General features: G+C 46.5%; 10 protein-coding genes. 4 read left to right on the top strand and 6 right to left on the bottom strand.

The annotated features are described in order from the left end of the window. Positions 1-124: 124 nt before the first annotated feature. From M3593_RS21085 to M3593_RS21075, 3 genes are all read right to left on the bottom strand, one after another. Positions 125-1,456, bottom strand: a complete 1,332-nt coding sequence (locus M3593_RS21085) for a (Fe-S)-binding protein (protein WP_251544748.1) — start codon at positions 1,454-1,456, stop codon at positions 125-127. Next, a complete protein-coding gene (glcD, locus tag M3593_RS21080) occupies positions 1,453-2,865 on the bottom strand; it encodes a glycolate oxidase subunit GlcD (RefSeq protein ID WP_251544749.1) in 1,413 nt (470 codons plus the stop codon). The genes M3593_RS21085 and glcD overlap by 4 nt, the downstream gene beginning before the upstream one ends. Before the next feature lie 91 nt (positions 2,866-2,956). Next, complete coding sequence (locus M3593_RS21075) at positions 2,957-4,651, bottom strand: L-lactate permease (RefSeq protein WP_144477152.1); 1,695 nt, start codon at positions 4,649-4,651, stop codon at positions 2,957-2,959. 297 nt (positions 4,652-4,948) lie between these two features. Between M3593_RS21075 and M3593_RS21070 the strand changes: the two genes are divergently transcribed. From M3593_RS21070 to M3593_RS21055, 4 genes are all read left to right on the top strand, one after another. Then, complete coding sequence (locus M3593_RS21070; protein WP_285848151.1) at positions 4,949-5,683, top strand: FadR/GntR family transcriptional regulator; 735 nt, start codon at positions 4,949-4,951, stop codon at positions 5,681-5,683. A gap of 176 nt (positions 5,684-5,859) precedes the next feature. Beyond that, entirely contained in the window at positions 5,860-6,576 is a 717-nt protein-coding gene (locus tag M3593_RS21065) for a (Fe-S)-binding protein (protein ID WP_144477147.1), read from the top strand. Positions 6,577-6,600: 24 nt separating this feature from the next. After that, positions 6,601-8,031 (top strand): LutB/LldF family L-lactate oxidation iron-sulfur protein, encoded by a 1,431-nt coding sequence (locus M3593_RS21060; protein WP_144477144.1) that lies wholly within the window; start codon positions 6,601-6,603, stop codon positions 8,029-8,031. After that, positions 8,025-8,747: a LutC/YkgG family protein gene (locus M3593_RS21055; RefSeq protein ID WP_251544786.1), complete on the top strand. Its 723-nt coding sequence runs from the start codon at positions 8,025-8,027 to the stop codon at positions 8,745-8,747. The genes M3593_RS21060 and M3593_RS21055 overlap by 7 nt, the downstream gene beginning before the upstream one ends. A gap of 174 nt (positions 8,748-8,921) precedes the next feature. Here the strand turns inward: M3593_RS21055 and M3593_RS21050 are convergent, their stop codons facing one another. From M3593_RS21050 to M3593_RS21040, 3 genes are all read right to left on the bottom strand, one after another. Beyond that, entirely contained in the window at positions 8,922-9,698 is a 777-nt protein-coding gene (locus M3593_RS21050) for a 3-hydroxybutyrate dehydrogenase (RefSeq protein ID WP_251544750.1), read from the bottom strand. A 16-nt stretch (positions 9,699-9,714) separates the two neighbouring features. After that, complete coding sequence (locus M3593_RS21045; RefSeq protein ID WP_251544751.1) at positions 9,715-11,034, bottom strand: GntP family permease; 1,320 nt, start codon at positions 11,032-11,034, stop codon at positions 9,715-9,717. 352 nt (positions 11,035-11,386) lie between these two features. Beyond that, positions 11,387-12,751, bottom strand: a complete 1,365-nt coding sequence (locus M3593_RS21040; RefSeq protein ID WP_251544752.1) for a sigma-54 interaction domain-containing protein — start codon at positions 12,749-12,751, stop codon at positions 11,387-11,389. Between the last annotated feature and the right edge of the window lie 50 nt (positions 12,752-12,801).

The raw sequence follows: 12,801 nt of genomic DNA, 5'->3' as shown, positions 1-12,801 counted from the left end.
ATAGAGAGTATTATACGAATAAGCCGGCTTGGCGGTGCGGGTCTTTATACCTGTTCATCATGCAAAATTAAATCCCCTTATGGATAAGTGCCCATCTCTGCAAATAGAGATGGGCCTTCAAAGATCACTTCTCGGTTTGTGCAGCTTCCAATAGCAGGTCCACAATATGCACGCCTCTCATTCTCTCAGAGAGTCCTTCGCGCTCAATTCCAAGCTTCATCTGCAGCAGACATCCCGGGTTTGCGGTTACAATCGTCGTTGCATGGGTGGCCTTTGCCTGAACCATTTTGGAGTCTAGTAACTGCATGGACATTTCACTTTCGACAATATTATAGATTCCTGCCGAGCCACAGCAACGGTCGGCATTCTGCATCTCGCTGAATTCTGCCCCTTTGATTGATTGCAGCAGCGTCCTGGGCGCTGAAGCTGTTTTCATCACATTGCGCAAGTGGCATGAATCCTGGTACGTAATAGTTTGCGGCGACAGTTCCAGCTTCACTTTTTCATGAAAACCGACCTCCATCAAAATCTGCGATATATCCTTGATTTTATCAGTAAAGGCCTGTGCCCTTTCCTTCCATTCCGGATCATCTTTAAGCAAGTGGTCATAGTCGATCAGGAAGGCGCCACAGCCTCCTGCATTCGTGATGATAAAATCGACTCCGGTATCCTCGAAGGCTTTAATGTTCCGCCTCGCAAGTGCTTTCGCATCTTCCTTTTCTCCGCTGTGTCCATGAAGCGCTCCGCAGCAGGCCTGATCCTTAGGGATGACAATTTCACATCCTGCGAGCTGCAAAAGCTTCATCGTCGCATTGTTAGTTTCGAGGAACATTGTATCCATCAGGCAGCCGCTGAAGAATGCGACCTTATGAGTCTTCGGGCCGATGGGCTCAAGAAGTTCAGGCCGATTTTTCATTTCCTTCATTGTCGGCACCTGAGGGAGTACTTTCTCCATCGTGGCGAGCGATTCAGGGAAAAGCTTCATCACTCCTATGCCGCGTGCAACCTTCTGCAGGCCGGAGCGCTGATAGAAGCCTATAAGGCCAGTCAGCCCCCTCATCCGCTCCTGGTGAGGAAAAAGTCCTTTGAAAACAGCTTTCCTTACCATTTTGACTGGTATTGAGAATTTCTTGTTTTGATTGACAATATCCCGGGCATCTTCAAGAAGATGTCCATAATTCACCCCGGACGGGCAGACCGGTTCACATGCCCGGCAGCCAAGGCAAAGATCAAGTGACCGCTCAAAATCTTCATCAGGTTCGATAAGGCCATCGACTACTGCCTTCATTAAAGCGATGCGGCCCCTGGGAGAATGCGATTCTTGATAGCCAGATTCGATATAGGTGGGACAAGTCGGCAGGCAGAACCCGCAGCGCATGCAGTTCAATAGCTCATCCTGGTTCATCTTTTCCTGGAATTGTGTCTGGATTCTTTGCTGTTCCTGTACCGTTGTCATTTTGTTACCACCACTCGTTTCCTGCTGTCTTTCGCAAAAATCTTTCCGGGATTCATGATATTGTTTGGATCGAGTGCCATTTTCACAGCCTTCATTGCTGCGATCCCTTCTTTTCCCAGCTTAAGCTCGAGATACGGTGCTTTCATGACCCCGACTCCGTGCTCGCCCGTAATTGTACCGCCAAACTCGATTGCCTTCTCAAAAATTTCCGCAAATGCCTTCTCGACCCGTTCCATTTCCTCATGATTGCGTGAATCAGTCGGACATGTAGGATGAAGATTTCCATCTCCTGCATGACCAAACGTGCAGATATCCAACTCATACTTTTTCGCGATTTCATTGATTGCATTGACCATTCTGGCAATCTCTGATCTTGGCACAGTGGCATCCTCCAAAATGGTCGTCGGCTTTAACCTGGCCAATGCAGATAGGGCACTCCTGCGCGCAGTCCTTAGTGCTTCCGCCTCAGCTTCAGATTGCGCCAGCTGCACAGACACAGCCTTTTCCTCTTTGCACACCTCGGCAATCCTGGCCATGTCACGCTCGACAACTTCAATCGGGCCATCCTGCTCGATCAATAGAACCGCTTCAACATCTGTTGGCAGCCCGATTTTGGCAAAATCCTCGACAACCCTTAAAGTCGGCTGATCAAGGAATTCCAGCGTAGCAGGGATGATTTTGCTCGCAAGGATCTTTGATACCGATTTAGCTGCCGCTCCAAGATCTTGATATAGAGCAAGCATCGTTTGTTTTGTCTCAGGCATCGGAATCAATTTAAGGATAGCTTCAGTAATGATGCCAAGCGTACCCTCGGAACCGACGAGCAACCTGGTAAAATCATATCCCGCGACATCCTTTGCCAGTTTCCCTCCTGTACGGATGATATCCCCATTTGGCAGCACTGCTTCAAGACCGATTACGTAATCCCTCGTCACCCCATACTTCAATCCGCGCAGGCCGCCGGAATTTTCGTTGATATTGCCGCCGATGGTTGATATTTTCATAGAGCCAGGATCTGGAGGGAAAAACAGCCCTTTTGGTTCCACCGCATTGATTAAATCAAGCGTTACCACCCCGGGCTGGACGGTGGCAGTCAGATTCTCTTCATCCACCTCAAGGATTTTGTTCATGTGTTTAAAAAGAAGCACGATTCCGCCTTCTGTCGGGCAAGTGCCTGCGCAAAGATTCGTCCCGGATCCGCGAGGCACAATCGGAATTTTATATTCATTGCAAAGTTTAACAACCTCAGATATCTCCTGTTTGTTCCGCGGACTTACAACGGCATCCGGCATTGATTGAAAGTTAGGTGTTGCATCATATGAATAGACCAGCCGACCCGTTTTGGAATCATCAAAATTAGCAGCAGTTACGATTGTGATTATTTTTTCTTTCACTGTGTTTGGAAGCATGAAAGTTCCCCCTAAAATAGATAAATAAAGCCAGGCTTCTTTTCAAACTGAAAGAAGCCTGGAATTTTTCTTGTAAATTTTTCACTTATCTTTATGGAATCATCCAGGACAGGACGCTATTTTGCAGGAATGTAAGAATTCCGACCAGCGTCACAAGGAACAAACTGTGTTTGATCGTGAAGCGGAACAGTTCGGATTCTTTTCCAGCAAGACCTACTGCTGCACAGGCGACGGCAATCGACTGCGGCGAAATCATTTTTCCGGTTACACCTCCCGAAGAGTTCGCTGCCACAGCAAGGATCGGATCCATGCCAACGGAAGTCGCGGTGATTTTCTGCAGGTTTCCGAATAAAAGGTTAGCAGATGTATCAGAACCAGTGATGAAAACGCCAAGCCATCCAAGGAATGGAGAGAAGAATGGGAACAGGACAGCACCAGTTTTTGCAAGCGTCATGCCAAGTGTCGTGCTCATCCCGGAAGCATTTGTCACATAAGCGAATCCCACGACCGAACCGATGGTGATGACAGGATACTTTAATTCATTCAGCGTCTCTCCAAAGGTAGCAGCCCAGTTTTTCCAGGAGATGCCGACAACGAATTTAGTAAGTATAGCGGCGATCAAAATCGCTGTCCCTGCGGCTCCGAGTACCTCCAGTTTAAATACGGCAGCAATCGGGGCGCCTTCAGAATTGATGATTCTGTTATTCAAGAAAGGTACTTCCGGTGCATATGTCAGTGAATGTCCTAAAGAGTTGATTGCCTTTAAAATCGAATTTGTTCCTTCATAATGGCCTATCAGGGCAAGCTTGATGGAAGGGATGCCCCATACAGAAATGATTGCAGTCAAAATAAGGAATGGGGACCAGGCTTTGAAAACTTGTGCCCCCGTATTCTGCTGTTTTGTTTTTACTGGCAGATTAACAGCTGATGTGGCTGCCATTTCCTCTTCTGCATCAAATCTGAAAATAGTCTTTGGCTTCCAGAACTTGAGGAAGATTGCCAGCGCGAACAATGAAACAAGCGCTGATAAAATGTCAGGCAGCTCCGGTCCAAGGAAGTTTGATGCCACGTATTGAGTAAGTGCAAATGAAACTCCGGAAACGAGGACAGCTGGCATTACTTCCATTGCCCTTTTGAACCCTGCCATGATCACGACCAGGTAGAATGGGATAAAGACAGATAAGAATGGCAGCTGTCTGCCGACCATTTTTGAGATTTCCATCGCCGGAATGCCGGTAGGGCCTTCAACAGCAATAATCGGAATACCAATCGCACCAAATGCAACTGGTGCTGTGTTGGCGATCAGGCAAAGTCCTGCAGCGTAAAGCGGCCTAAAACCCAATCCCACCAAAAGAGCAGCCGAAATCGCTACCGGTGCTCCAAAGCCAGCGGCACCTTCAAGAAATGCCCCGAATGAGAACGCTACCAAAAGTGCCTGCAAGCGGCGGTCTTCTGTTATAGACAGTACTGAATTGCGGATAATGTCAAACTGGCCAGTTTTAACTGTCAGCTTGTACAAAAATACGGATGTAATGATGATCCAGCCAATCGGGAGGATACCATACACTGCCCCCTGTGAAGCTGACATCAAAGCCATTCCCGCAGGCATTTTAAAAGCAACAATTGCAATAAGCAAGGCAACAGCAAGTGTTGTCAGGCCCGCTATGTACCCCTTCATCTGTTTGATAGCAAGTGCCCAGAAGAAATATAAAATCGGAATCAGTGCGACGATTGCGGACAAGGCCAGGTTATCCCCTACCGCTGTGAAATTTTGTGTGAACGACATACTTTACCCCCTGCTTTGATGATTTTTCTTTTAAAAACATTTTCCAGCTTAAAGTCATCAAGTAATCGCTTACATATAATGATAAGGTCATCTGATGACTAGGTCATTAACTAATTTGAATTATAGAATGGACTTTACAAAATTATCAATATATTTTTTGAAATTTAGTAAAATATAATCAGAAGCGAGTACGGTTCTTTAAATTGAAATTTCCCGCTTATAGTGATAAACAATATTACAGAGCTGAGGAAAAATTGTATAATGGGAGTCAAGAGAACGAACTTTGGAGGCTTTACTTTGCAATATAAAAGAATCAAACCTAAAAAGATATATGAAGAAGTTGCCGAAACAATCCATGGCATGATCAGGTCTGGACAACTGAAACCAGGCGATAAACTGGATTCGGTCCAGCAGCTGGCTGAGAATTTCCATGTAGGGCGCTCTGCCATCAGGGAGGCATTGAGTGCCTTAAGAGCTATGGGACTCATTGAAATAAAGCAAGGAGAAGGGACATATGTCAGGGAATTTGAAACTGAACAAATCAGCTTCCCCCTTTCCACTGCTATACTGATGAATGTCCATGATACGGCGCATCTTCTGGAAGTGAGGAAGATCCTGGAAGCCGGCACTGTTTTTTCAGCAGCAAAAAAACGGACTGAAAAGCAGCTGCAGACAATGAGAGAGGCGCTGGAGGAAATGAAACATGCTAACGGCGATGAGGAGCTTGGAGAAAAAGCGGATCTGCAATTCCATTTGGCGATTGCCGAAAGTTCGCATAATCCGCTGCTGATCAGCTTGATGAACCATGTTTCCGGCTTGATGGGCGAGACGATGAAAGAAACACGCCGGCTCTGGCTTTACTCGAAACAAACAACGACCGCCCGGCTTCATGATGAGCATTATGCCATCTACGAGGCAATACATGCGCAGGATTCCGAAGAGGCAAGGAATTTGATGCTAAACCATATCGAGAGTGTGGAAGACATTCTCCATAAATACATTAAACAGGCAAAAACAAAACCAACACTCTAACCACATTTCTCACCTGGAAGTGTGGTTTTTATTTTATGATTAAAATTCAATCTTTCACACAAAATTTTCTGAAACCCCTTTCATAGAGAGATATTTTTGTAGTACTATTAATTTCAAATACAGTATTCAGGTCATCAGATGACCTGTTAATTATCATTCAGGAAAGAGGTTGGACAATGAAGGTAACCCTTTTTGCTACTTGTTTGGTCGATATGTTCCAGAGCAGTGCGGGCAAAGCAACAGTCGAACTGCTGGAGCGGCTTGGCTGTGAAATCGATTTTCCGGAATCACAGGTTTGCTGCGGTCAGCCAGCTTATAACAGTGGATATGTGAAAGAAGCAAAAGAAGCAATGAAATCTATGATCGATACATTTATTGATGCTGAATACGTCGTATCCCCTTCCGGTTCATGCATTACCATGTTCCGTGAATATCCTCATGTCTTCAAGGGAGATCCCGTTTGGGAACCAAAAGCGAAGAAACTTGCGGCCAAATCCTATGAATTGACGCAATTCATTGTAAATGTCTTAAAGATTGAAGATGTCGGGGCCAGCTTTCAAGGCAAGGTTACCTATCATACATCCTGCCACATGACGAGATTGTTAGGTGTCAAAAAAGCCCCTATGATTCTATTAAGCAATGTCAAGGGCCTCGAGTTCACAGAACTTCCGGGCAAGGAGCAATGCTGCGGCTTCGGCGGGACCTTCTCCGTCAAAATGGCCCAGATTTCCGAGCAAATGGTTGATGAAAAGGTTCGGCATGTAGAAGAAACGGGTGCCGAATATTTGATCGGAGCTGATGCTGGCTGCCTGATGAACATTGGAGGCCGCATCGAAAGGCAAGGAAAACCAATCAAGGTGCTTCATATAGCAGAAATATTGAACAGCCGATAAATCTTGGAAAAGGGGGAATTTCCTATGCCAATGAAAATTGGATCAGATAATTTTAAAGAGCGTGTGGACCAGGGTATAAATGATTCATTCATGAGGGGCGCAGTTGCCGGAGCCCAGGAGCGGATGGGCACCCGGAGACAGGATGTTACTGAAGAAATGGGAAACTGGGAAGATTGGCGCAGCCATGGCGAAGAAATCCGCCAGCATGTCCTCGAAAATCTTGACTTTTACCTTGAACAGCTCAGTGAGAACGTTGCAAAGCGCGGCGGCCATGTTTTCTTTGCACAGACTGCCGAAGACGCTAATGAATATATAAAAGGCGTTGTCGAAAAAAAGAATGCAACAAAAATCGTAAAATCCAAATCAATGGTCACGGAAGAAATCAGTTTGAACACAACGCTTGAACAGGCTGGTTGCACCGTTGTAGAAACGGACCTTGGCGAATACATCCTCCAGGTTGATGACCATGATCCGCCATCACATATTGTCGTTCCTGCCCTGCATAAAAACAAGGAGCAAATCAGGGACGTTTTTACAAAGAAGCTTGGCTATCAAAAAACGGAAAAACCGGAAGAACTGGCCTGGCATGCACGCGAAATGCTCCGGCAGGAATATTTGACAGCAGATATCGGGATTACCGGCTGCAATTTTGCCGTTGCCGAGACAGGCTCCTTCAGCCTTGTGACCAATGAAGGAAATGCCGACCTCGTTACCTCCCTCCCAAAAACCCAAATCACGGTTATGGGGATGGAGCGGCTTGTTCCCACATTCGAGGAAATGGAAGTGCTCGTAAGCCTGTTGACAAGAAGCGCTGTCGGCCAGAAGCTGACAAGCTATATCACTGTACTGACTGGTCCACGGGAAGATCATAATGTCGATGGTCCTGAGGAATTCCACCTCGTCATCGTCGATAATGGACGCTCAAAAATTCTTGGAGGCGAATTCCAGTCTGTCCTCCAATGTATCCGTTGCGCTGCTTGTATCAATACTTGCCCGGTTTACCGACATGTCGGCGGACACTCTTACGGTTCGATTTATTCAGGGCCGATCGGAGCTGTTCTATCGCCGTTGCTCGGAGGATACGATCAGTATAAGGAGCTTCCCTATGCTTCCACCCTTTGCGGAGCCTGTACCGATGTTTGTCCTGTAAAAATACCCCTTCACCAGCTATTGCATAAACATCGGCAGGTAATTGTCGAGGAGGAAGGAAAAGCGCCTATTTCCGAGAAACTCGCCATGAAGGCTTTCGGTCTTGGAGCCGCATCCCCGATGCTGTACAAACTGGGGTCAAAGGTTGCTCCTGCAGCGATGAATCCATTCACAACCGGCGATAAAATTTCAAACGGCCCCGGCCCATTGAAAGCCTGGACTGAGATCAGGGAATTCCCTGCCCCGAATAAAGAAAGATTCAGAGACTGGTTCAAAAACAGGGAAAAAGGAGGCAATGAATCATGACAGGAACAATCCAAAACCGTGAAGCGTTTTTAAATAATATCGCAAGTTCGCTCGGAAGAAACCGTATAACCGGCAACATCAAGCCGCCAGTCTGGAAGCACGGTCCGCAGGATGAAGTTTTAAAGGATGCGACACCAGATGAATTGATTGATGTCCTGAAAACTCAATGTCTTAAAATCCACACAAGCCTGGTCATGACAGATGCCAAGAATCTGCCTGAAACCTTGAATGAAGTTGTAACCAACTATGGAGGCGGACCGGTCGTTTCCTGGAAGGATGACCGATTCGCAAAATGGGGTCTTGACTCCCTGATGAAGCAAGAATGGCCTTCGAAAAACATCGAAGTCTATGAATGGGACCATACAAAAGGCAAGGAAAACATCCGCCAGGCTGAAAGAGCGAATGTCGGACTCACCATCAGCGAAATGACCCTCGCTGAGTCAGGGACAGTCGTATTATTAAGCGATAAAGATAAAGGCCGGACCGTCAGTTTCCTGCCTGCCACTTATATTGCACTCATTCCAAAGAGCACAATTGTGCCAAGGATCACCCAGGCTGCCCGCAAACTTCGGGAGATGCACCTTTCCGGCAAGCAAGTTGCATCTTGCGTCAATTTCATCACCGGACCGAGCAACTCAGCCGATATCGAATTGAACCTTGTCGTCGGAGTTCATGGACCTGTTAAAGCGACATATATTGTGATCGAGGATTTATAGTTTTTAAGTTTTAAAGCCGGTCTCCCAAAAAGGAAGCCGGCTCATTTTTTCGTAAATTGCACATTAACCCAGTTATATTACAAGCTCCAACTGCTAATTGCATGGTTATCCCCGAATTGCACCGGCATCCTTATATTGGAAATAAAAACCGATCCTCAATTAGAACCCTGAGTATTATTGAACCGTATACCCTCCATCTATGACGGCGGCCTGGCCGGTGATTCCTTTTGCAGCATCACTGGCCAGGTATTGAACATAACTGGCGATTTCCTCGACAGTCAGCAAGCGTTTCTGCGGCACGAGCGGAAAAATGACTTCTTCGAGCACTTTTTCAAGTGGGACATTCCTTGTCTCCGCCAGGCTTGATAGCTGATTGCGGACCAATGGAGTATCGACATATCCCGGGCAGACGGCGTTGACGGTGATCCCGTGCTCTGCGGTTTCAAGTGCAGCTACCTTCGTCAAACCAATGACCCCATGCTTGGCACTGTTATAAGCTGCCTTACCAGCAAACCCCACTAGCCCATTGATTGATGCCATGTTGATTACCCGGCCAAAACCTTGCTTTTTCATGACCGGCAATACATGTTTCAAGGCTACAAACGGGGCTGTGAGCATTACTTTTATCAGCAATTCAAATTTTTCCGTTGGGAAGTCTTCAATCATGGATACATATTGCAGACCTGCATTGTTGATAAGAACATCGACACGGCCAAAGTGGTCGACGCATTTCACAACTGCCTGCTCAATGTCTTTTTCGCTGGTAACATCACATTTCCAGCCAGCAGCTTCGAATCCTGATTCACGCAAACAAGCTGCTGCTTCTTCCACCGTTCCTTCCTGTAAATCCGTTAAAAATACCTTCCCGCCCTGTTCAGCAAAACTTTTTGCGATCTCATACCCGATTCCCTGGGCGGCACCGGTTATCAGGACTACTTTATCTTTTACCATCGGGAAGCTCCTTTCCTTAAATACCTAATCCTAGTGTAAATAGAACAATCGCGATTGCCACACCAATCAGCGGTACAATGACGGTCACTGCTGCCACTGGATTGTAGGCATCCTGATGGGACTCGCCGCAAATCGCCCTGACAGTCGTGACCACATAACCATTATGCGGCAGAGAATCTAGCGCTCCCGAGGAAATGGCCGCTACCCTGTGCAATGCTTCCGGATTGACGCCCATATCCATATAGTGAGGTGCAAGTAATGGAAGTGCAATTGCCTGACCTCCGGAAGCCGAACCAGTCATCCCGGCAATGACACTGACGGCAATCGCCGCTCCGATCAACGGGCTTCCAGGTATATTCGTCATCGCATCAACCGCTGTCTGGAAAGCCGGAACTGCCTTCGCCACGCCGCCAAATCCTACAACGGCAGCAGTGTTGCCGATCGCTATCAAAGCGCCCATCGTGCCTTCTGATAGTGCTTCCCAGAAATTTTTGAAGTACTTGCGATTTAGCAAATAAGCGGATACAACCCCGCCAAGCAGAGCTATGATGAGTGCTGATTGTTTTAATGAGTCATGGAAAACGAATGAAATTACTAACACCACAACCAAAGGAATCAGTCCCATCAAAGGATGTGGCAACTCTCGTTTTTCCAACATTGGATCGGTCTTCCTCGCTTCAAATTTCTCTCCTTTTGCGATGGCTTTTGTGATCATTCGTTTCAGCCACCAGTATCCAAAGATCATCATAAAGACGGCAACGATGGCGCTGACCTCCCAGCCTGCAAGCGGAGAAGTATTGAGGAACTCAATCGGAATCCAGTTCTGGATTTCCGGAGAACCTGCAGAAGTCATTGTGAATGTAACCGAACCGAAGGCCAATGCAGCCGGAATGAAACGTCTTGGCAAATTGGCCTGCCTGAACAAGCTTAATGCCATTGGATAAACAGAAAATGCTACGACAAACAAGCTCACCCCGCCATATGTCAACACAGCGCAGGCAACGACAATCGCTAGCACGGCATATTTCATCCCCAGCTTCTCGACGATGAACTCAGATACGCTGTCTGCTGCGCCGCTATCTTCCATTACCTTTCCAAAAATCGCCCCAAGCAGGAACATCATGTACCATGCGGTAACGAAACCCGAAAAACCAGACATATAGTTCCCGACAAAGTTAGCCGCCCCTTCTTCAGCCAGCTGCGGAAACAGCGGCATCCCGCTGAACACAGCTACAAACAACGCGGAAATCGGCCCGACAATAAGCAGGTTCATCCCTCTCATCGTCAGGTAAATCAATAAAGCCAGACCGCCAATCAATCCAATCATACTCAGCATTCTTTTTTCCCCCTTGTTATGTTAAAGTGAACAACTAAAAAAAACTGCCCTCCTTGCCAAATGTGATGGTAACGCTTACAAAAGACTAGAATAAAATTGCTGTATTATCTTATTGCAACTATCGTGCCAACTTTTCGAACCAGGCGGATCGGTATGTATTCATAATTTTCAGTCACCCTTTTCCGGATTTCCGGACTCTAGCATTCTTCTATTCCTTTTACTTAATAGGAATCTGTTTTTTTGAGCTGTGCTTTTCCCACTGATAAACACCATTCATACAGTGGGAACCCTTTTAAATATTGCTAGAAAACAGGGAAGTCCGGAAACTCGGACAGCATTCCAAGTTTCCGGACTACAAGAGACCGTATTTATTCAATTTTTCATAAAGTGTTGATTTGCTGATCCCCAGCTCCCTGCCCATCAGCATTTTGTCGTCATTATTCCTTTCAAGACTTTGCTTCAATACCCATTTTTCTGTTTCTTCAACAATATCTTTTAGCTTCTTGTTCTTGAATCGATAAATCGCTGTCTGTGATTGCAGGTAATCCGGCAAAGAATCCAGCGTAATTTGTTCTCCTTTAGTCAAATGAACGGCAGCTTCGATGACATTTTGCAGTTCACGGATATTCCCCGGCCAACTGTATGATTTCAGGATTTCCATCACATTTCTTTCCATTCCTGCAATCCGCTTGCCTAACCGGTTTGTGACCTTTTCGATAAAATAGGCGATCAGAAGGTTCAAGTCCTCCGCACGTTCTCTTAATGGAGGGACGCTGAAAGGGACGACATTGATCCGGTAAAATAAATCCTCCCTGAATCGTTTCTCCTCGATCATGTTCTCAAGCGGCCTGTTTGTGGCAGCAATGATCCTTACATCAACTGAAACTGGTTTAGTAGAGCCAATCGGTTCAATCTCTCCATCCTGCAAGGCACGCAACAGTTTTACCTGCATGCTCAGCGGCATGTCGCCAATCTCGTCAAGGAAGAGGGTGCCGCCATTTGCCAGCTGGAATTTCCCCTTTTTCCCGCCTTTTTTCGCGCCTGTAAAAGCTCCTTCCTCATAGCCAAACAACTCGGATTCTAGCAGGTTTTCGGGGATTGCTCCGCAGTTTACCTTGATGAAAGGCTTCTGGCTCCGGCTGCTTAACTGGTGGATGCTGTGGGCAAACAATTCCTTCCCTGTGCCGCTCTCTCCCCTGATCAAAATTGAAATATCGCTGTTTGACACCATTTTCACTTTCTCTTTTAAACTGACAATCTGCTGCGACTCGCCAAGGATGTCATCGAGCGTATATTTCACGCCAGAATCAATTTTTTGAATGTAGGGCTGCATTCTCGTGAGCAGGCTTTTTACATGGCTGTCCATTTTCATCCATTCCTGTGTGTCCCTGAAGAAGACAGTGCCGAACGCTGCAACTACCTCGCCATTTTTGATGATGGGCACCCTGTTGGCAATCATGTAATTGCCTTTGATATATTGCAGGTCGGCCAGTTCTTCCTGGCCGGTCTTGGCCACAATATGCATCCTGGTATTCTCGATCACTTGTGTCACATGCCGGCCAATCGTTTCTTCCCGATTGACTTCAAGGAATTCACAATAATTATGGTTGATATAAATGATCCTTCCTTCTTGATCCACGACCACAAGCCATTCAAATGCATTCTCGACGATAGTTTCAATAATGTCCGCAGGGATATGTAAAAGCTTTGTATTCATAATCCGCCACCTGGTTTTTCTTTTGATTTTATCACATTTTTCTGAAAATA

The sequence above is a fragment of the Mesobacillus sp. MER 48 genome (assembly GCF_023714225.1).
Lineage (GTDB): Bacteria > Bacillota > Bacilli > Bacillales > Cytobacillaceae > Mesobacillus > Mesobacillus oceanisediminis_A.
Note: the sequence above shows the minus strand (reverse complement) of the source record. Positions and strands in the feature narration are given on the sequence as shown.

What these genes read in the sequence shown, in the direction of transcription:
- M3593_RS21085 (WP_251544748.1), bottom strand. Translation starts at nt 1,456, where the DNA reads ATGACAACGGTACAGGAACAGCAAAGAATCCAGACACAATTCCAGGAA.
- glcD (WP_251544749.1), bottom strand. Translation starts at nt 2,865, where the DNA reads ATGCTTCCAAACACAGTGAAAGAAAAAATAATCACAATCGTAACTGCT.
- M3593_RS21075 (WP_144477152.1), bottom strand. Translation starts at nt 4,651, where the DNA reads ATGTCGTTCACACAAAATTTCACAGCGGTAGGGGATAACCTGGCCTTG.
- M3593_RS21065 (WP_144477147.1), top strand. Translation starts at nt 5,860, where the DNA reads ATGAAGGTAACCCTTTTTGCTACTTGTTTGGTCGATATGTTCCAGAGC.
- M3593_RS21060 (WP_144477144.1), top strand. Translation starts at nt 6,601, where the DNA reads ATGCCAATGAAAATTGGATCAGATAATTTTAAAGAGCGTGTGGACCAG.
- M3593_RS21050 (WP_251544750.1), bottom strand. Translation starts at nt 9,698, where the DNA reads ATGGTAAAAGATAAAGTAGTCCTGATAACCGGTGCCGCCCAGGGAATC.
- M3593_RS21045 (WP_251544751.1), bottom strand. Translation starts at nt 11,034, where the DNA reads ATGCTGAGTATGATTGGATTGATTGGCGGTCTGGCTTTATTGATTTAC.
- M3593_RS21040 (WP_251544752.1), bottom strand. Translation starts at nt 12,751, where the DNA reads ATGAATACAAAGCTTTTACATATCCCTGCGGACATTATTGAAACTATC.